General features: G+C 68.4%; 19 protein-coding genes. 6 read left to right on the forward strand and 13 right to left on the reverse strand.

What is annotated here, in order from left to right:
* Nucleotides 1–200 precede the first annotated feature (200 nt).
* Nucleotides 201–1,097 carry an aldose 1-epimerase family protein gene (locus ACESK8_RS00590; protein WP_372966843.1) on the forward strand — a complete coding sequence of 299 codons (897 nt, stop codon included), beginning with the start codon at nucleotides 201–203 and terminating at the stop codon, nucleotides 1,095–1,097.
* 239 nt (nucleotides 1,098–1,336) lie between these two features.
* Here the strand turns inward: ACESK8_RS00590 and ACESK8_RS00595 are convergent, their stop codons facing one another.
* From ACESK8_RS00595 to ACESK8_RS00635, 9 genes are all read right to left on the reverse strand, one after another.
* On the reverse strand, nucleotides 1,337–4,594 hold the full coding sequence (locus tag ACESK8_RS00595; protein ID WP_372966844.1) for an efflux RND transporter permease subunit: 3,258 nt from the start codon (nucleotides 4,592–4,594) through the stop codon (nucleotides 1,337–1,339).
* 22 nt (nucleotides 4,595–4,616) lie between these two features.
* On the reverse strand, nucleotides 4,617–5,228 hold the full coding sequence (locus ACESK8_RS00600) for a TetR/AcrR family transcriptional regulator (protein WP_372966845.1): 612 nt from the start codon (nucleotides 5,226–5,228) through the stop codon (nucleotides 4,617–4,619).
* A 112-nt stretch (nucleotides 5,229–5,340) separates the two neighbouring features.
* Nucleotides 5,341–6,510: a Gfo/Idh/MocA family protein gene (locus ACESK8_RS00605; protein ID WP_372966846.1), complete on the reverse strand. Its 1,170-nt coding sequence runs from the start codon at nucleotides 6,508–6,510 to the stop codon at nucleotides 5,341–5,343.
* A gap of 45 nt (nucleotides 6,511–6,555) precedes the next feature.
* Entirely contained in the window at nucleotides 6,556–7,620 is a 1,065-nt protein-coding gene (locus ACESK8_RS00610) for a LacI family DNA-binding transcriptional regulator (protein ID WP_372966847.1), read from the reverse strand.
* Nucleotides 7,621–7,623: 3 nt separating this feature from the next.
* Nucleotides 7,624–8,517, reverse strand: a complete 894-nt coding sequence (locus ACESK8_RS00615) for a carbohydrate ABC transporter permease (RefSeq protein ID WP_372966848.1) — start codon at nucleotides 8,515–8,517, stop codon at nucleotides 7,624–7,626.
* Nucleotides 8,510–9,469, reverse strand: a complete 960-nt coding sequence (locus ACESK8_RS00620) for a carbohydrate ABC transporter permease (RefSeq protein ID WP_372966849.1) — start codon at nucleotides 9,467–9,469, stop codon at nucleotides 8,510–8,512. The genes ACESK8_RS00615 and ACESK8_RS00620 overlap by 8 nt, the downstream gene beginning before the upstream one ends.
* 6 nt (nucleotides 9,470–9,475) lie before the next feature.
* Nucleotides 9,476–10,747, reverse strand: a complete 1,272-nt coding sequence (locus ACESK8_RS00625; protein ID WP_372966850.1) for a sugar ABC transporter substrate-binding protein — start codon at nucleotides 10,745–10,747, stop codon at nucleotides 9,476–9,478.
* 139 nt (nucleotides 10,748–10,886) lie between these two features.
* Nucleotides 10,887–11,246 carry a CrcB family protein gene (locus tag ACESK8_RS00630; protein ID WP_372966851.1) on the reverse strand — a complete coding sequence of 120 codons (360 nt, stop codon included), beginning with the start codon at nucleotides 11,244–11,246 and terminating at the stop codon, nucleotides 10,887–10,889.
* The gene (locus ACESK8_RS00635; RefSeq protein ID WP_372966852.1) at nucleotides 11,243–11,632 is read right to left on the reverse strand and encodes a CrcB family protein; all 390 of its coding nucleotides are present in this window, start codon (nucleotides 11,630–11,632) and stop codon (nucleotides 11,243–11,245) included. The genes ACESK8_RS00630 and ACESK8_RS00635 overlap by 4 nt, the downstream gene beginning before the upstream one ends.
* A gap of 86 nt (nucleotides 11,633–11,718) precedes the next feature.
* Here ACESK8_RS00635 and ACESK8_RS00640 point away from each other — a divergent pair, with 86 nt between their 5' ends.
* Both ACESK8_RS00640 and ACESK8_RS00645 read left to right on the forward strand, forming a co-directional pair.
* Entirely contained in the window at nucleotides 11,719–13,248 is a 1,530-nt protein-coding gene (locus tag ACESK8_RS00640; protein ID WP_372966853.1) for an FAD-dependent oxidoreductase, read from the forward strand.
* Nucleotides 13,249–13,312: 64 nt separating this feature from the next.
* Nucleotides 13,313–14,551 carry an ATP-binding protein gene (locus tag ACESK8_RS00645; protein WP_372966974.1) on the forward strand — a complete coding sequence of 413 codons (1,239 nt, stop codon included), beginning with the start codon at nucleotides 13,313–13,315 and terminating at the stop codon, nucleotides 14,549–14,551.
* A gap of 47 nt (nucleotides 14,552–14,598) precedes the next feature.
* Here ACESK8_RS00645 and ACESK8_RS00650 read toward each other — a convergent pair whose 3' ends face one another.
* The 3 genes from ACESK8_RS00650 to ACESK8_RS00660 form a co-directional block, all read right to left on the reverse strand.
* Nucleotides 14,599–15,423 carry a nitroreductase family protein gene (locus tag ACESK8_RS00650; RefSeq protein WP_372966854.1) on the reverse strand — a complete coding sequence of 275 codons (825 nt, stop codon included), beginning with the start codon at nucleotides 15,421–15,423 and terminating at the stop codon, nucleotides 14,599–14,601.
* A 4-nt stretch (nucleotides 15,424–15,427) separates the two neighbouring features.
* Entirely contained in the window at nucleotides 15,428–15,802 is a 375-nt protein-coding gene (locus ACESK8_RS00655; RefSeq protein WP_372966855.1) for a hypothetical protein, read from the reverse strand.
* Between the two features lie 283 nt (nucleotides 15,803–16,085).
* The gene (locus ACESK8_RS00660; protein ID WP_372966856.1) at nucleotides 16,086–16,874 is read right to left on the reverse strand and encodes a MerR family transcriptional regulator; all 789 of its coding nucleotides are present in this window, start codon (nucleotides 16,872–16,874) and stop codon (nucleotides 16,086–16,088) included.
* A gap of 187 nt (nucleotides 16,875–17,061) precedes the next feature.
* Here ACESK8_RS00660 and ACESK8_RS00665 point away from each other — a divergent pair, with 187 nt between their 5' ends.
* Entirely contained in the window at nucleotides 17,062–17,901 is an 840-nt protein-coding gene (locus tag ACESK8_RS00665; protein WP_372966857.1) for a DUF4097 family beta strand repeat-containing protein, read from the forward strand.
* Nucleotides 17,898–18,524 (forward strand): PadR family transcriptional regulator, encoded by a 627-nt coding sequence (locus ACESK8_RS00670; RefSeq protein WP_372966858.1) that lies wholly within the window; start codon nucleotides 17,898–17,900, stop codon nucleotides 18,522–18,524. The genes ACESK8_RS00665 and ACESK8_RS00670 overlap by 4 nt, the downstream gene beginning before the upstream one ends.
* A gap of 131 nt (nucleotides 18,525–18,655) precedes the next feature.
* On the opposite strand, the gene ACESK8_RS00675 is transcribed toward ACESK8_RS00670, so the two are convergent.
* Complete coding sequence (locus tag ACESK8_RS00675; RefSeq protein WP_372966859.1) at nucleotides 18,656–19,198, reverse strand: universal stress protein; 543 nt, start codon at nucleotides 19,196–19,198, stop codon at nucleotides 18,656–18,658.
* Between the two features lie 150 nt (nucleotides 19,199–19,348).
* Here ACESK8_RS00675 and ACESK8_RS00680 point away from each other — a divergent pair, with 150 nt between their 5' ends.
* Complete coding sequence (locus ACESK8_RS00680; RefSeq protein ID WP_045254362.1) at nucleotides 19,349–19,537, forward strand: DUF3073 domain-containing protein; 189 nt, start codon at nucleotides 19,349–19,351, stop codon at nucleotides 19,535–19,537.
* The last annotated feature ends 65 nt before the right edge of the window (nucleotides 19,538–19,602 follow it).

Below are 19,602 nucleotides of genomic sequence, written 5' to 3' on the forward strand. Positions count from 1 at the left end.
GACTGTCAGCGGCCGGGGCCATTCATGTGATGGTTGATTAGCGTCGAGCGACGCTCACCATCGGCCCCTGGACTCACACTTCTTACACAAAAACGTCCGCGCCATGCGCGGGTGTCCGAAGCCGACGCATCAAGTGTAGCGGTCGCACCTGAAAAACCGCCCAGCCCCATCGCGGATGCTGCTCGCCATACGATGGCGGAGTGAACTCCGCATCCCCCACCGGCACACAGGTGCACCTCCAGCTCGGCGACGTCAGCGCGCAGATCGCTCAGGTCGGCGCATCCCTCCGCTCCCTCCGCATCGGATCCGTCGACCTCATCGCGCCGTACCCGCTCGACGCGCCGACCCCGTCGTGCTCCGGCGTCGTCCTCGTGCCCTGGCCGAACCGGGTGCGCGACGGACTCTGGAGCGACGAGGGCACCGAACGGCAGCTCGCGATCACCGAGCCCAAGTTCATGAACGCCAGCCACGGGCTGCTGCGATTCGTCGCGTATGACATCGAGGACTCGGCGTCGGCGACCACCCTCAGCGCCACCATCTTCCCCCAGACCGGCTACCCCTACGTGGTCGAGACGAGCGTGACCTACGTGCTGCGCGCCGACGGCATCGACGTCACGCACGCGCTGACCAACCGTTCGGCCACCGCCGCGCCGGTCGCACTCGGAACGCACCCCTTCCTCACGATCGGTGATGTCGATCCGCACGACCTCGTGCTGCGGGTGCCGGCGCAGACCGCCGTCGACACCGATGAGCGGATGCTCCCCACCGGTGCACGAGCAGCGGATGCCTCGCTGCTCGATGGCGTCCGGATCGGCGATGTCAGCCTCGACACCGGATTCACGGACCTCGAGCGCGATGCCGACGGACTCGTACGGCACTCGCTGACCGCTCCCGACGGCCGCCGCCTCACCCTCTGGCAGGGTGCGGGCTTCGACTTCGTGCAGGTCTTCACGACCGAGAAGTACCCAGGTCAGACGCTCGCCGTCGCGATCGAGCCGATGACCGCTCCCGCCGATGCCCTGAACAGCGGTGTCGGCCTGCGCCGGCTCGCCCCTGGCGAGACCTGGACCCTCGAATGGGGCATCACGCTCGACTGACCACGGCCGCGGCGGCTCCAGAACTCCGGAGAAGCGTGCCCGGCGTCGCCGAATCACGCCGACGTCGGCGCTTCGCGCCCGGATCTCCGGAGTTGTGGCACGCCCCGTGAGCAAGACTTCCCGGGGTTCCGGCCGGGCCGCGTGCACGACTCAGCAGGAAACGGCGAACGCCCGCCCGGAAAACGGTTCCGGGCGGGCGTCAGGCGCAGCCGTGCTGAATACCGAACGCGGAGTCGCGGCTACTCGCCGCGCTCGCGCAGCTCCCGTCGCGTCAGCTGGTTCGCGTGCGGCAGCTCAGAACCTGATGCCGAGCCCAAAGATCCCGCAGCGGCCGGCGCCAGACCACCCGCAGGAACGGCACCACTCGAAGCACCGGTTCCACCGGAGGTGACCGGTCCGTCCGCCGGACCATCGCCCTCGACCGCTGCAGACCCGTCGTCGCCCGACCCGGCTCGCCGCGCCCGGCGCCGCTCCTTCGCCCCCTCCACGAGGTTGTAGAGCGTCGGCAGCACGATGAGTGTCAGCACGGTCGAGGAGATGAGCCCGCCGATCACGACGAGCGCCAGCGGCTGCGAGATGAACCCGCCGTGGCCGGTCACGCCGAGTGCCATCGGGGTGAGGGCGAGGATCGTCGCGAGGGCCGTCATGAGAATCGGCCGCAGACGCTTCTCGCCACCGGCCTTGACGGCGTCGATCGTCGACAGCCCCTTCTCGCGGTACTGGTTCACGAGGTCGATGAGCACGATCGCGTTCGTGACCACGATGCCGATCAGCATCAGCACGCCGATCAGCGATGCGACGCCGAGCGGCACCCCCGTGACGATCTGCAGCACGATGGCGCCGGTCGCGGCGAACGGCACCGAGACGAGCAGCAGCAGCGGCTGGCGCAGCGACTTGAACGTCGCGACCATCACGACGTAGACGATCAGGATGGCCGCGAGCATCGCGAGTCCGAGCTGCGAGAACGAGTCGGCCTGCTGCGAGGCGACTCCGCCGACCTCGGCCGAGGCGCCGTCCGGCAGGTCGACGGCGGCGAGCGCCGCGGTGACCGACTGGGTGGCGACGGCGAGGTTGTCGGATGCCGGGGGCACCGTGATCGTCGCGGTGCGGCGTCCCTGCTCCGTGGTGATGGAGGTGGGGCCGTTGCGCTCCTCGACGGCGGCGATGTCCTGGAGCTGCACCACGCCGAGGGGCGTCGGGATCGCGAGCTCGCGCAGCGCCTGCGCGGTGGCCGGCGGCTCGGACGTCGCGAGGTAGACGGTGAGCGCGGTGTCGTCGATCTCGACGGATCCGAGCTGCTGCGGGCGCATCGTGTTCGAGACGATGGAGCCGACCGCCGCCTCCGACAGACCCCGCTGGGCGGCCGCATCGCGGTCGACGACGACGGCGAGGTACGGCAGAGCGGCCGCGAGGTTGTCGGTGATCTGGCCGATGCCGTCCCGCCCGTCGAGCTCGTCGACCACGGCGGTGGTCGCGGTCTGCAGGTCGTCGGCGTTCGACGCCGACACCGAGATCTCGATGTCGCTCGAGCCGAGGCCGGCGGATGCCGCCACCGAGACCTCTCCGACGTCGGTGAGGTCTTCGATCGCGTCCTGCACCGAGGCACGCAGCTTCTCCTGATCGGCGTCGCCGTCGGTGAGCACCGAGTACGTCACGCCTGCCCCGCCCGAGAAGGCATCCCGCAGCGCGGAGCCGCTCGATCCGATCGAGGCCTGCACGTGCGTCACGCCGTCGATGTCGAGCAGCGCATCCTCGACGGCGATCGCCGCTTCGGACTTGGTCTCCAGGCTCGCGGTCGGACCGAGATCCTGCGTGACGGTCATGGTGTTCTGACCGGAGTCGCTGAGGAAGTTGACCTTCATCAGCGGAGCGGCGGCGAGCGTGGCGCCCAGCACCACGACGGCGAGGATCACGGTGAGCCCCGAGTGCTTGAGGGTCCACCCGAGGATCGGCCGATACTGGCGCTGCAGCCAGGTCGGCGGTGCGGCGGGATCCTCCGGGTCGATCTGCACGCCGTCCTCGTCGAGCAGCGGCTTGCCGGGGCGGAGGAACCAGTAGGCGAGCACCGGGACGATCGTCAGCGAGACGAGCAGGGACGCGACCATCGCGATCGACACGGTCATCGCGAACGGCCGGAACAGCTCGCCCACCATGTCGCCCACGAACACGATCGGCAGGAACACCGCGACCGTCGTGATGGTCGATGAGGTCACCGCCATCGCCACCTCGCGCACCGCGAGACGGATCGCATCGCCCTTGTCGGCATCGCCGACGTAGTGGCGCTTGATGTTCTCGATCACGACGATCGAGTCGTCGACCACGCGGCCGATCGCGATCGTCAGCGCACCGAGGGTGAGGATGTTGAGCGAGTAGCCGAACGCCTGCAGGCCGATGAAGGTGATCAGCACGCTCGTCGGGATCGAGATCGCCGTGACGAGCGTCGAGCGGATCGACAGCAGGAAGACGAGGATGACGATCACCGCGAACACGAGCCCGAGCAGCCCCTCGGTCGCGAGCGTCTCGATCGACTGCACGATGAACGGCGCCTGGTCGAAGATGATCGTGAACTCGGCATCCGGGAAGGCCTCGCCGATCTCGTCGAGCGCGGCGATGACTCCCTGCGACACCTCGACGGTGTTCGCGGCCGGCAGTTTCGTGATCGAGATCGACAACGCGTCCTCGCCGTCGACGCGCGAGATCGACGACACCGGATCGGTCTCCTGCACGACGCTGGCGACGTCGCCGATCGTCTCGTTCGTGCCGACCAGCGGCAGGGCGGCGATCTCCTCGACGGAGGTGATCTTCGCCCCGGTCTGCACCGTGAGCGTCTGCCCGTCCTCGGTGATGTCGCCGCCGGGGAACAGGGTGCCGTTCTGCTGCAGCGCCGTGCTGATGGCCTGCGTGCTCTGCCCTGCCGCCGCGAGCCTCGCGACGTCGGGGGTGATCGTGATCCGCTGTCCGACCCCGCCGATGATCTCGGCGGCGTTGACCCCGTCGACGTCCTCGAGGTCGGGGATGGCCACGCTCTGCAGTTCGGCCTGCGCGTTCTCCGCGTCCTCGAACCCGGTCACCGCCACCTGGATCACCGGGAAGTCGTCGATCGACACCGTCAGCACCTGCGGACTCACGTCTTCGGGCAGCTGGCCGGAGATGCGGTTGAGCGCCTGCTGGATCTTCTGCTCGGCGGTCGCGAGGTTCGTGCCGTAGGCGAAGGTCGCCTGCACGATCGAGGCGTTCGTCGTGCTGGTCGCCGTCGTGCCCTCGAGCCCGGGGACGCCCTGGATCGCCGACTCGATCGGCGTCGAGACGTCGTTCTCGACGACCTCGGGCGAGGCGCCGGGGTAGGTCGTCATGACCATCAGGTTGGGCAGTTCGAGCGACGGGATGAGCTCCTGCTTGAGGTTCGTCAGAGCGAGCCCGCCGAACACGGCGGCGACGATCGTGATCAGTGCGATCAGTGCGCGGTTCTTGAGACTCAGGACGGCGAGTTTCGACAAGGCGGGTTCTCTCTCGGTCGGATCAGGCAGAAGCAGCAGAAGCAGCGGAAGCAGCGTCGGTGGATGCGGGAGCGGACGCCGGAGAGGGGGTCAGGATCCCGGCGAGGGCGTCGCGGATGAGCTCTTCGTCGAGCGGCTCGTCGTGGATCTGAGAGTGCCAGAGTACGCCGTCTATGAAGACGGCGGCCGCGCGGGCCCGGTTCACGCCGTGCACGGGTGCGATGAATCCCACGATCTCGTCCGACCACTGCCGAGCGAATGCGCGCACCCGCGGATCGTGGACGGCGGCGGTGACCACGGCACGATCGGCCTGGATGGCGTGCGCGTCTTCGAGGCCGCGCCGCACGAGTCTGGCAAGACCTTCCGGCGTCACCCCTTCGACGACCACGGCACGCCGGGTCTCGTCGATGCGCGCCTCGATCTCGGCGGCGAGCGCGCCGATCGCGGCATTGCGCAGATCGTCGAGCGTGGCGAAGTACTGCGTCGTCGAACCGAGCGGCACGCCGGCCCTCGCCGCGACCTTACGATGTGTGAGGGCATCGACGCCGATCTCGACGATCAGCTCGGCCGCAGCCGTGACGATCGCGAGGCGGCGCGCTTCGGGATCACGACGGCGGCGTGTGCCCTCGCTCATCCCCAACCCCCGATGCCGTCATGCCTGTACGCGAGTACATGTACTTTTGTACATTCTGCATTCCGAACCTGAGGGTTCGCCCGGTGCGCGCAGTGAGAATCGGGGCTGGCGCCTACTCGACCTGACCCCGCTCGAAGTAGGCGACGAGATCGGCATCCAGCGGGGGCACCGCGATCGACGAGCCGTCACCGCGCAGCGATTCCGTCGCCAGGATGCCGGCGGCGACCGCCTCGCGAGCGGCCACGGGTGACGTCTCGGTCACTCCCCCGTCGCGCACGAAGCGGAGGAACTCGGCGACGAGGAGCGCATCGGCACCGTCGTGTCCGGCATCCGCGGCCTCGGGGACGATGAACGTCTCGTCCGCGTCGGCCGCGCCCCGGTGCCGCCGGTTCCACAGCCGCACCTCGCTGCCCGCCGTGTCACCGAAGTTCTCGATGCGCCCCTCGGTGCCGATCACCGTGTAGTTGCGCCAGTAGTCCGGGGTGAAATGGCACTGCTGGTACGAGGCGAGGATGCCGCCGGCGAGCCGCATGTTCACCATCGAGATGTCCTCGACGTCGATCACCGGGTTCAGCCCCGTGAGCGAGGTGGGCGGCCAGTTGTCGACGCTGAACCAGTCCGGCATCCGCTCGCCGACCCGCTCGCGTCGATCGGTGATGTCGCCGTAGACGCTGAGTTCGCCCATCGCGGCCACCTGCTCGGTGTACGCGCCGGCGAGCCAATGGATGATGTCGATGTCGTGCGCGCCCTTCTGCAGCAGCAGGCCGGTGGTGCGTCGTCGGTCGGCGTGCCAGTCCTTGAAGTAGTAGTCGCCGCCGTGTCCGACGAAGTGGCGCACCCAGACGGCCCTGACGTCGCCGATCCGGCCGTCCTGGATCAGTCCACGCATCAGGGTGATGACGGGCATGTGGCGCATGTTGTGCCCGATGTAGAGGCGGCTGCCGGTGCGGCGGGCGGTCTCGAGCATCGCGTCGGCGTCGGCGAGGTCGATCGCGAGGGGCTTCTCGCAGAACACCGCGACGCCCGCTTCCAGGGCGCGGATGCTGAGGGCGGCGTGCGTGTCGTCGGGCGTGAGCACCATGACGGCGTCGATGCCCGAGGCGAGCAGCTCGTCCAGATCGTCGGTGACGAGAGCGTCGGGGAGCAGGCGTCGTGCGTCGTCGCGAGCGCGTTCCGAGGGGTCGCAGACCGCGGTGATGCGCGATCCCCGACCGGGGCGGTGCACCTCCTCGCGGAGTGTGGCGCGCGCGCCGAAGCCGATGAGTCCGATGGTGAGATCCACGGTGGTCCTTCTGGGAGTCGAGTCGTGTGCGCGCTGACGACCGCGTCAGCGCGAGTGAGGGGTGGGGGCGTCGAGATCGGTCGATGCACCGGGGAAGAGCGACCAGGCGAACTCGTGCAGCTGCCCTGCGGAGTCGTCTGCGGCGAGCGCGCGGTCGATGATGATGCGCGCCTGCCGCTCGTAGAAGTCCGTCGGCCCGACCGTGGTCAGCGTGGGGGCGACGAGCTGCGCGTCGGGGGTGTTGCCCACGCCGATCACGGCGACGTCCTGGGGCACGCGGAGTCCGAGCATGTGCGCCGCGTTGATCGCCGCGATGGCGGCGAAGTCGGTGGTCGCGTAGATGGCACGGGGTCGGTCGTCCCTCGACAGCAGCTGCACGGCGGCGGCGAAGGCGCTGGCCTGCCCCTCGGTGTAGGTGACCGTCCAGTCAGGGTCGACGTCGATGCCGGCGGCCGCCATCTTCTCGAGGTATGGCGTGTACCGGGTGACCTGGCTGGGAGCGAGGCGCACGGCGCCCTCTGCGGCGAGGCATCCGATCGCCGTGTGCCGCTCGAGCAGGTGGTCCATCGCGATCTCGCATCCCGGGATCGCATCCGAGCGCACCACATCGAACCCCGCAGGCTCCAGGTGCTCGGAGAAGACGACCAGACGCTGACCGCGGCGCACGAGGTCGGCGAGCTTGCGCTCGGCATCCTGATCGATCCCCACGCCGTCGAGGTAGGCGACGTCGCTCTCCACCCGGTCGAGTGCCGCGTGCCAGTCGCCGTCGGCGAGGATGAGCGTCGTGAGGCCGTGCCTGTTCGCCTCGACGTTCACGGCGTCGGCCACCGCGAGCGACCACGGGTCGCTGAGCATGTGCAGCGAGAGCTGCACCATGCCGCTGCGTCCGGTGCGGATCGTGCGTGCCGCGCTGTTCGGACGATAGTTGAGCTCTTCGGCGGCGGCGAGGACCTTCGCCGCAGTGGCCTCCGCCACTCCGGCGCCGGAGGCGGCGCCCGCCCGCCCCGAGAACACGTACGACACCGTGGCGGTCGAGACCCCCGCCCGCTCAGCGACCATCCGGAGGGTGGGTCGCCGCGACGTCGTCGCCTGCTGCCTGCGCTCTGCCATCGGTCAGCCCTTCGATCCGCTGAAGGCGATGCCCTGGATGAACTGCCGCTGCAGGATCATGAACGTGACCAGCATCGGCAGCGTCGCGAGCAGCGCTCCTGCCATCAGCACCGGATAGTCGGTGCCGTGGATGCCGACGAGCTGCGAGAGCCCGACCGACAGCGGCATCTTGGCGGGGTCGGTCGTCACGATCAACGGCCAGAGCAGATCGTTCCAGGACCACAGCACAGTGAACACCACGAGAGCGATGATGCCAGGCTTCGCGAGCGGAACCATGATCCGCCAGAAGGTCTGCCACGGATTCGCTCCGTCGATGCGCGCGGCCTCCTCGAGTTCCGCGGGCATCGACATGAAGAACTGACGCATCAGGAACGTGCCGAACGCGCTGAAGATGCCGGGCACGATGAGCGCCTGCAGGGTGTTCAGCCAGCCCAGCGACTGGATGATCTCGTACTGCGGCAGCAGGTAGAGCTGCGAGGGCACCATGAGCACGGAGAGGAACACGACGAAGAGCGCGTTGCGGCCGGGGAAGGGGATGCGCGCGAACGCGTAGCCCGCCATGGTGCACAGCACCACCTGCCCGACCGTGCGGCCGACGGTGAGGAGCACCGAGTTCGCGAACATCTGAGCGAACGGCATCGAGTCGAAGACCTCGGCGAAGTTGGTGAACACCCACTCGCGGGGCAGGAGGCTCGGCGGCACCTGCACGGAGTCGGACAGCGTCTTGAACGAGGTCAGCAGCTGCCAGACGAACGGGAAGACCATCAGCACGGCGCCGACGAGCAGGATCGCGTGCACGATCCAGAGGCCGCGGTTGCGCGGCACGCCCGGCTTGCGGTGCGAGCGGTCCGGGCGGGCGCCGACGACGGCGCGCGTGTCGAGGGAGAGCTCACTCATAGTGCACCCACTTCTTCTGCAGACGGAACTGCACCACCGTGAGCAGCAGGATGATCACGAGCAGCAGGAAGGCGACGGCGGCGGCGTATCCGCGGTCGTTGTCGAGGAAGCCCGCTTCATAGAACAGGTAGACGACGGTGCGGGTGTTGGGCATGGCCGGGTTGCTGCGGCCGAGCATCATGTAGATGAGGTCGAAGACCTGCAGCGCGCCGATCACGCTGATGACGCTGACGAAGAAGATCGACGGCGACAGCAGGGGGATCGTGATGGAGAAGAACTTGCGCACGGGGCCGGCGCCGTCGAGGTCGGCCGCCTCCATGATGGTGTCGGGGATGCCCTGGAGACCGGCGAGGAAGATCACGATGTTGGTGCCGAGCCCCGCCCAGATGCCCACCACGGCGATGGCGACGAGGGCGGTGTTCGGGTCGGTCAGCCAGCTGCGGCCGTCGATACCCACCGTGCCGAGCGCGGCGTTGAGGACGCCGTAGTCGCCGTTGTAGATCATCCGCCAGACGAGCGCGATCGCCGCGGGCATCGTCACGACGGGGATGAAGTAGAGGGTCCGGTACGCGCTGCGGCCGCGGAGGCCCGTCGTGTTCAGCAGCGCGGCGATACCCACGGCGAGAGGGATGCCGATGAGGGCGATGACCGTGTAGATCGCAGTGTTGCGCAGCGCTCCGATCAGCTCGGGATCCTGGAAGAGCCGCGCGTAGTTCTCGATGCCGACCCACTCCGCGCCGCCGAACGGACCGGAGCGGGTGAACGAGATGATGAGCGTGCGCACGGTCGGCCAGAGGTAGAAGACGGCGATGCCCAGCGCGGTGGGTCCGATGAAGACGAGAGCCCACCAGGGGGATGCTCCCGGGGTGCGCCGGCGACGGCGGATGCCGGGGCTCGTGGCCTCCGGCATCCGCTCGGTCGAGGCGTGCGTCCTGGACGCGACGGCGGTCATGATCGATTACTCCTGCTCGGCGTCCAGGGCCGCCTGCATCTGCTCAGCGAGGTCCTTCAGACCCTCCTTCGGCGCGACGGCACCCGACCAGACCTGCGACAGCACCTCGCTCTCGATGCTCGTCCACGCGGACGTGTTCTTCGAGACCGGGTACGGGACGGCGGTCTCGAGCGCGTCGATGTAGACCTGCAGGTCGTACTGCGGCAGCGCGTCGACCCAGGCCTGCTGGGTGCCGTTGAACGCGGGGATCACGGTGCCGGTCTCGGCCTGGATCTTCGCGGCCTCCTCCCCGCTCGCGAAGGCGGCGAACGCCTTCGCCTCCGCCACATGAGCGCTCTTCGCGTTGGCCACGTTGCCCACCCCGTGGATCACGCTCTGGTTGCCCTCGGGTCCTGTGGGCAGCGGCGCCACATCGACCGAGTCGGCGATCTCGGCGTTGTCGCCGTACGCGATCGCCGCCCACGAGCCGTTCTGGAACATGGCCACCTTGCCGGAGAGGAAGAAGTCCTCCGGATTGGTGTCCGTCATCTGCTGCGCGGTGGGCGAGGAGCCGGCTTCGATCAGGTCGGTCCACAGCTCGATGCCCGCGAGGGCCTCCGGCGAACCGTAGCCGCTCTCCGTGCCGTCGGCCGAGATGACCTCGCCTCCGGCCTGGGCGATCGAGTTGTAGAAGTTCTCCTGGCCGTACTGACTCGCGGCGACGCCGAACTGACCAGCGGCCGGGTCGGTGAGCGCGGCAGCGGCGGCGGTGAAGTCATCCCACGTCCACCCCGCGGAGGGGTACTCGACGCCTGCGGCATCGAAGAGGGCCTTGTTGTACCAGAGGGCGACCGTGTCGAAGTCCTTCGGAGCGCCGTAGAGCTTCCCGTCGAACGTGTAGAGGTCGATGAGTCCCTGGGGGTAGTCGGCGGCATCCACTCCGGCATCGTCGAGCGGCGCGAGCTGGCCGTTCGAGGCGTAGAGCTGGAAGTTCGGGCCGTTCATCCAGAACACGTCGGCGGCGGAACCGCCCGTCGCCGCGGTCTGGAGCTTGGTGAAGTACTCCTTGTACGGCGTCACCTGGATGTCGATCGTGACGTTCGGGTTCTCCTTCTCGAACGCGGCCGCGATGTCCTCCATCGCCGGCTTCTGGTTCTCATCCCAGATCGCGTAGCTGAGCGTGACGTCGCCACCGGACGAGCTCTCACCTCCGGTCGAGGACGAGCAGGCGCTGAGCGCGAGGACTGCAGCCGCGGAGGCGGCGAGGGCGCCGAGGGCGCGGCGGGAGGTGCGGGGCATCGGTGTCTCCTTTGACGGGTGCGGGGGAATCGTTCGAGCCGGATCAAGATGTTAAACGATTAGCAGTTAAACGATTAGCAAGGAGACTAGCCGGGAATCCGGCGGGCCGCAAGGACGAACTCCGTGAACTGCGCGCGGGTCAGAGCGCCGAGCCCAGGGCGATCCCGAGCGCTGCGGCGAGCAGCCCCAGCAGCAGCATGCCGATGGCGTTCGCTGCGGATGCCGCGCGCTCCCCGTCGCGCCACAGCGCCACCGCGTCGAGCATCGCCGTGCTGAACGTGGTGTATCCGCCGAGCAGTCCCGCGCCGAGGAGGATCAGCTGCGCGGGCATCGCCGTCGTCACGAGGCCGAGGGCGAACGAGCCGGTGAGATTCACCACGAGGATGCCCCAGGGGAAGCGCCGCCCGGCGATCTTCGCGACCCCGACGTCGAGGGCGTAGCGGAGCATGGCGCCCACTCCTCCGGCGAGCGCGGCCGCGACGAAGAGCAGCGGGGTCACGAGTCGGCTCCAGTGGGGCGCCCGGAGCCGCGCGGGCGTCCGATGACCAGGCCCGCAGCCGCCGCCGCGAGGCCCAGCACGAGACTCCCCGCGGCGTAGGCGAAGGCCAGCAGCGGTGCGGCCGCCCAGAGGGCGATCGTCCCCGTCATGAAGGCGCTGTAGGTCGTGAAGCCGCCGAGCACGCCGGTTCCGAGGAAGACCCGCATCTCGGCAGTGGAGGGCAGCCGCGCGGCGAGGACGCCGATCAGCAGCGACCCGACCACGTTCACCAGGAGGGTGGCGAGAGGGATGCCGCCCTCATCCGGCATCCACAGCCCGATCGCGAGCCGCATCGCTGTGCCGATGCTGCCGCCCGCGAACACGAGAAGGAGTCGGCGCAGGGTCACGCCGCCACTCTATCCGCGCCTTTGCGGGGCATCCGTCGAATGTCAACCCGGTGGGCATCGGCGCCGCCCGGACGAACACTGGGGACATGAAGCCACTGTGGAAGCTCGACCGGACTCCGCCCACCGGGACCCCGTTCGACCCCGGCGCACGTCACGACGTCATCATCGTCGGTGCCGGACTCACCGGACTCACCACCGCCGTCATGCTGACCCGCGCGGGCCTCGACGTCGCGGTGATCGAGGCCGGTCAGGTGGCGGAGCTCGCCACCGGGGGCAACACGGGCAAGCTGACGCTGCTGCAGGGGCAGCGGCTCGCCGAGATCCGCAGGCATCATTCCGCCTCTCTCGTGCAGGCGTATGTCGAGGGCAATCGCGAGGGCATGGACTGGCTGGTCGCCTTCGCCGACCACGCGGGAGTCCCGTACGAGAGGCGCGTGGATCATTCGTACGCCCAGGAGTCCGACGGGCTCGAGGCTGTGCGCGAGGTGCATTCGGCGGCCCGCGAGGCGGGACTCGCCACGCGGATGCTGACGCGCGGCGAGCTGTCCGACGCGGCTTTCCCCACATCCGGCGCCGTCGCGCTCGACGACCAGGTGACGATCGATCCGGCCCGCGTGGCCCAGGCCCTCGCCGAGGAGCTGATCGCTGCGGGCGGCACCCTGCACACCGGAGTCAGGGTCATGGCGACCCACGCCCTCCCCGAACCTCGCGTCGAGACGCCGGTGGGTCCCCTGTTCGCCGAGCACATCGTGATCGCGACCGGGTATCCGATCCTCGACCGGGGGCTGTACTTCAGCAAGATGCGCGCGTTCCGCTCGTACTGCGTCTCGTTCCGCACGTCCAGCCAGGTCCCGGCGAGCACCTTCATCTCGGTCGACAGCCCGTCGCGGTCGATCCGTCCCGTCTCGACCGCCGACGGCCCCGGCACGGCAGCGCAGCTCGTCGTCGGTGGCAACGGGCACGCCGTCGGACGCTCGGACGGCGAGAAGGCGGCCGTCGACGACCTGGTCGAGTGGACGCGGCAGTACTTCCCGGATGCCGAGGAGACGCACCGCTGGTCGGCGCAGGACTACGAGTCGCACAACCAGATCCCCTTCGTCGGCGCGATGCCGCGCGGACTCGGCCGCATCCGCTTCGCGACCGGCTACGCCAAGTGGGGGCTGTCGAACGCCCCGGCCGCCGCCCTGCGCCTGACCACCGAGATCCTCGGTGCGGGGTGGCACGATCGTCCGTCGTGGATGGTCAAGATCGGCACCCGTCTGACGGTACCCGCCGACCTCGCGCGCGGTGCGGTCGAGGGCGCGAAGGTCGCCGCCGCCGCCACGAGCGGTTGGGTGCAGGCCGAGGCGACACCCGTGCCCGTTCCGAGACCGGCCGAGGGCGAGGGCGTCGTCGCCAACCGCGGCGGGCGACCTGTCGGCATCTCGACGGTCGACGGAGTCACCCGGGCGGTGTCCGCGGTGTGCCCTCACCTGGGCGGCGTGCTCGACTGGAACGACGCGGAATGCACCTGGGACTGCCCGCTGCACGCCTCGCGATTCACCGCGGACGGCACCCGCATCGAAGGTCCGGCGCTGCAGGACCTGAAGCCGCTGCCCCGCACCAGCGGGAGTTGAGGCTCAATTTATTGACTTTATAGAGCTTTATTGAATTCCAGTAAAACGCACTAAAGCGGACAACATCAGGGTCGTGCAGGCTCTCACCAACCCATACACCCCCAACGCAGGGGCCGAACCTCAGGTTGTCGTCGGACGCGACGACCAGCTTGGATCGTTCGATCTGCTCCTCGCACGCATCGAACGCGGTCGAACCGAGCAATCGATGATAATCACCGGCCTCCGTGGGGTAGGGAAGACGGTTCTTCTCGGGCAGTTTCGAACCAAGGCTCTCGCGAAGGATTGGGTGGTGGTCGAGCTCGAGGTCAGCAAGAACGACGAAGCTCATTTCCGAGGCGCTCTGGCATCGAAGCTGCGCACAGCGTTGTTCGAGCTGTCGCCGAAAGCGAAGTGGACCGATCGCTTCACCCATGCTGCAGCGGTGCTGCGATCGTTCACGCTCACTGTCGATGCGTCCGGCGCATGGACCGCCGGTTTGGATGTCGATGCGGCCGAGGGCTTCGCTGATCACGCGAACCTGGCGCTCGACCTCGTGGACGTACTTGTCGCGCTCGGCGAAGCCGCTAAGGAAAGAGGCCGCGGCGTGGTGCTGCTGTTCGACGAGGTGCAGTTTCTCAGCCGCCTCCAACTGGGCGCGATGATTGAAGCGCTGCACAAGATGGTGCAGCGGAATCTTCCCGTGACCCTTGTCGGAGCAGGGCTCCCACAGATCGCCGAGCTCGCGGGCGACGCGAAGTCCTACGCAGAGAGACTTTTCAAGTTCCCATCGATCGGCAACCTCCTCGAGGACGATGCCCGAGCCGCCCTCGCTCAGCCCGCAGCGGACGAAGAAGTCGGATACGACGACGACGCACTCGACGAGGCCCTGTCACTCACCGGGGGCTATCCCTATCTCCTCCAAGAACTCGGATACGCCGTCTGGACCGTGTCGGACGGTCCGGTCATCTCGCGCGATGACGTCCTGGCAGCCATCCCCGCCTACGAATCCAAGCTCGATGAGTCGTTCTTCCGCGTGCGCCTCGATCGCGCGACCGAGATGCAGCGCGCCTATCTGCGGGCGATGGCGCAGCTCGGCGCAGAGCCACAGAAAGCCTCGGACGTGGCGGACGTGATGGGACGCACTTCGCAGAACCTCGGCCCTACGCGCGCCGAGCTGATCAACATGGGACTGCTGTACACGCCGGAGCACGGGTACGCCGCGTTCACTGTGCCCCACTTCGACAAGTTCCTCATTCGAGCGATCCCGAGGCTCGAGGTGCCCCCGCTGAAGTCCCGGAAGTCGTCCACGCCGACCAACGACTGACGACACCGTCTTTAATCGCGTGTGGTGAAGCGAGCCGAGGCTAGCGGCTAGCTCGCCATCGGCGCCCCCGCGCCCGGCGGCGGAGCATCCCAGCCCTGCTGCGGCTCCTCGCAGTTCTCGCGGAAGACGTACTGCGAGGCGAGCTTGCGCTGGTGGCTCGACCAGTCGATCGCGGGGCGACGCTGCTCGGGCGGCAGGTACCCGAGACGGTAGACGGCCATGAGCTCGAGGTCGTCCGGCACGCGCAGCAGCTCGATGATCTCGTCCCAGCGCCCGGGGACCTCCATCGGGAAGGAGATGAATTGGATGCCCATGCCGAGCTCGACCGTCGTCAGCCAGACGTTCTCCATCGCCGCGCCCATGCTGAACACCGAGTAGAAGGACGACAGCTGACCGGGGCGGTACTCGCTGCGGTCCAGCATCACGCCGAGCAGCAGGGGTGAGCCTGCGACGAGCTTGTGGTTCTCCTCGCCCAGGGTCTTCGGCACTCCGAACGTGTTCATCAGCTTCTGGCCGCGCTTCGTGAACACCTGGCTGGTGAACGGGCGGAGCGGCGCGGGGAGCTTGTCGAACAGCATCCCGCTGCGCTTCTCCTCCATCTCGGCCTGGCTGAAGCGGAAGTACGGCTTGTAGCGCTCGAAGAACGTGCCGTTCGACATCGCCTCCGTCATGCTCTCCCCCGAGATGCGCGCGATCCGGTCGATGGTGTCGCGGTTCTCGATCACCACGAAGCGCCAGGGCTGGCTGTTCAGCTGGGACGGCGCTCGGCCAGCGGCCTCGAGCAGGATGCGCTGGTGCTCCTCCGACACGGGATCGGGCAGGAAAGGCCCGTTCGTGGTCTTGCGGCGGCGGATGGCGTCGAGCAGTTCCATGCGTTCACTTCCGGTCGGTGGCGAGGCGCGAGCACACGAGGCCCGCGACGATGAAGGGGGCTGCGGCGAGCGCGATCAGCGGATGCCGCCGGCTGTGCGTGCCGAGGTACGGGATGGCGGCCAGCGGGACCGCTGCCGGCGCGAGGGCCAGTGCGGCGCGGCGGCTCGCCTGCCTGGGGCGACCCCAGAGGATCGCCGAGAACGCGGCGGCGGAGGTGACGCACGTGGCGATGTACATCGCGTGGTGGACCCAGCGGAAGTTCCTCGTGTCGATGACGCGCATCGCCACGGCAGTGCCCAGCGCGCAGTTGGCGGCATACGCCGCAGCGGCGCCGACGAACAGCGGCGCAGCATCCGTGCGTCTGCGTCGGCGGGCCATGTCCTGACCCTACGCCCACCCCCGGCATCCGCTCGCGGCCTTGCACCGGTGTCTCGACTTGTGCAAAGCCTCGGTGTCTCGCGGTGCGGGCGGCGACGCACCACCCACCCCGTGCGGGGTCAATAACGCACCGGCCACCCCGTGCCGGGGTCGAAAACGCACCGGCCACCCCGTGCGGGGTCAAAAACGCACCGGAATCGGGCGATTGGGATGCGTTAGTGACCCCGCACGAAGCGGCGGATGCGGCGGAAGCGGCGGATGCGGCGGATGCGGCGGGCGGCCGCTACAGGGCGCTCTCTGCGTAGACGCGGAGCGCGTCACGGACGAACTCGGCACCCTGGGTGCCCCCGGCCGACGTCGCGTAGTTCGCGCCGAAGCGCGGGTCGGCGACGTACATCTCACCGAGTCCGATGACGTACCCCTTGACGTCGCCTCCCGGGACCGACGCGGGCGTGCCCGGGATGCCGGTCAGCCACTCGACGTGCCTGCGGGCGACGTCCTGCGCCTCGGCGGATGCCGGATCGACACCGCTCTCGGCGGCGGCGATCCAGTCCCGACCGAGGTCGGAGACGCGCTGCTGCCACTCAGCGCGCTCGGCGTCGGACATCCCTCGCCACCAGCGATCGCTGTCGGCATAGGCCTTGCGACCCCACCGCTCCTCGACCTCCTCCTTGTACTGCGTGTGGTCGAAGCCGTCGAACATGTTCTCTGCCATGAGCTCCTCCCCTCCTTTCAATGCGTTGATGGTGTTCTCGACCGACGCGATCTGCCGCGCCAGCCTGTTCTGCTCCTCGCGCAGCAGCGCGAGGTGTGTCTCGAGAGCGGATTCCTCGCTCTGCCGCGGAGTGGCCGGGTTCAGCACCTCGGCGATCTGCGGCAGGCCGAGGCCGAGTTCGCGCAGCAGCAGGATGCGCTGCAGCCGCACGAGCGCGGACTCGTCGTAGTGGCGATAGCCGTTGTGGGCGACGCGCGACGGTCGCAGCAGGCCGATGTCGTCGTAGTGACGCAGCGTTCTGCTGGTGGTGCCAGCGAGTCGGGCGATCTCCTGGATCGACCAATCACGACCGGTCATCTCGTCCTCCTTCCGTGAATCCGTTCATCGATGATTCCACGGTAGAAGTTGACGTTACGTCAAGGTCAAGCCCGTGCTGAGGGCATCTCCGCTCGGACCCGCAGACCGTCTTGACAGATTCGAGATATATCGTGTTACGCTGTGCAGACACGATATATCGTGATCCCTCGAACCAGGAGAAGCAGACATGACCGAGAAGTGGCTCATCGCCCCGGGCGAAGAACGCGTCATCGACATCGAGAACGTCACCCGACTGAAGATCGGCCTGGTCGGCGGTCAGGTCGACGTCATCGCGCACGACGAACCAGGCATCCGCATCGAGGTGCACGGTGTCACCACCAAGGACCTCCGCATCGAGGCGAACGACGGCGAGGTCGAGATCGACCACCCGCAGCTCGGCTGGGACAACTTCCTCGAGGTGTTCCGGAACTTCGGCTCCGGCGGCCCCAAGGCCGAGGTGAGCGTCGCCGTCCCCCGCTCGATCGCGCTGAACCTCGGCGTCGTCAGCGCCGGAGCGCTCATCTCGGGCATCCGCAACGACGCCCGCCTCAACACGGTCTCCGGCGACCTCATCGTCGACACCCTGATCGGCGACCTGACCGTGAACTCCGTCTCCGGCGACGTGCAGGTGCGCGGGCTCACCGGCTCGATCAGCGCCAACAGCGTCTCGGGCGACGTCGCCGTCACCGGCACGATCCGCCGTGCGACGGTCGACATCGTCTCCGGGTCGACGCTCGTGGACGCCGCGGGCGACGTCAACACCATCAACGTCAACTCGGTGTCGGGCGGCACCACGGTGCGCCTCGACGAGTCGCTCGCCGCGAACTACGTCGTCCGCTCGCTGAGCGGCCGCCTGCTGATCGACGGCGTCGAGCGCGGCTCGTCCGGACTCAACAGCTACACCGGCTCGACCGGCGAACTGGCCGGACGCTTCGTCGACCTGCGCGCCAACTCCGTCTCCGGCGGCGTCACCGTCCTGCGTCGCTCGCCGGCATCGATCACGAACGACGAGGAGTGGGAAGCATGAGTCCCGCAGTCTTCTCCCACGGCGACCTGAGGCTGTATCTGCTCTCGCTGCTCGCCGAAGCGCCCCAGCACGGCTACGGCATCATCCAGGCGTTGACCGACCGCACCGGCGGCACGTACACGCCCAGCGCCGGCACCATCTACCCCCGGCTCGCGAAACTCGAGGAGGAGGGGCTGGTCACCAAGACGGTCGACGGGCGCACCACGATCTACGCGATCACAGACGCCGGACGCGCCGAACTGGCGTCGCGCGAGGGTGACCTCGCCGGCATCGAGGCCGGGCTCACCGACTCGGTCCGGCTGATCGCCAACGAGGTGCGCCAGAGCGTCAAGGAGGCCATGAAGAGCCTGCGGGCCGACCTCGCCTCCGCCGAGAAGGACGACCGGGCAGCATCCAAGTCCCGCCCGCGCACGGCGAGCGACGATGAGCGTCTCGTCAGCCGCGAGGAGATGCACCGAGCGGATGCCGTCATCAACGCCTTCCGGGCACGGGTCCGCACCGACCTCCGCACGCACGTGGCGAAGGGCGGCACGCTGCCCGCATCCGTCGTCTCCCAGTTGGAGGACGGGCTGGATGCCGCAGCGAAAGGCATCACCTCGGCATTGGCGTCGCTCGGGCGCTGAGCCGCCGCGCTGAGATCAGGACGACCGCTCCGGATCAGGACAGGACCTCACGGATCCTCCTGATGCGGAGCGGTCGTCCTGTTTTCGGCAGCGGCAGTCGGCAGTCAGCGGCGGCAGCACCCGCCCGGGACTCACTCCGTCCAGATCTCCGGCTGCTCGTCGGGAACCGGCTCCTGCAGCGGCACCACGAGCACGGACCGATGCTGACGATGAGCGAGGCGCGCGGCCACCGAGCCGGTGAAGAACTCGCGGATGGACTCTCCGATCCCACGCTTGCGCGTGCCGACGACGATGAGCTGCGCATCGAGCTTGTTGGCGAGCTGCTTGATGGCGAGAGCAGGGTCGCCCACCAGCTGGCGCGCCGTCCAGGTCAGGCCGGTGCCGTCGAGTGCGGCAGCCGCCTCGGACTGCACCGCCTCGAACTCCGCGGTGCCGGCCTGGAAGTTGATGTCGATCGGCGCCGAGTGCACGTATCCGTCCGGATCCTCATAGGTCACGAACCGGGTGACGTCGACATGGGCGACGACGAGAGGAACCCGGAGGAGCCGAGCGAATCGCGCGGCCTCCTCGATGACGCGAGCGGGTTGCCCCGGCTGCATCCCCACGATCACCGCTTTCTGCAGTGTCGCGTTCTGGGCGGCCTCTTCCGAAGCCGTGGAGGTGTTGTCGGTCATGACGATCGCTCCCTTCACCAGCTGCCAAACGGGCCAGTGCGGTCTGGCCGCGTGCTATTCTGAATGCTACTCTTACCGGCCTTCAGCCGGTGTCGTGAATGACTCGGGCCCCTGGTTGCCCGCAGCTTAACTCGTGAGGGGGTCTCAGGCATGGGCCGTGGCCGTCAAAAGGCGAAACACACCAAGATCGCCCGCGAACTGAAGTCGTTCAGTCCGTCGGTGAACTACTCGGCGCTCGAGCGCGAACTCGCGCACCCGAGCGACTCTGAAGACGCATACGTCGACAAGTGGGCCGACGAGTATGCAGACGAAGACGAGGACGAGCTCGAAAAGGCCTGACCGCCCTTTCTGCTCGTCGTCGAATCCCCCGTGCGTCGCACGGGGGTTTCGTCGTGCCCGGATGA

This window comes from Microbacterium sp. (assembly GCF_041641055.1).
Lineage (GTDB): Bacteria > Actinomycetota > Actinomycetes > Actinomycetales > Microbacteriaceae > Microbacterium.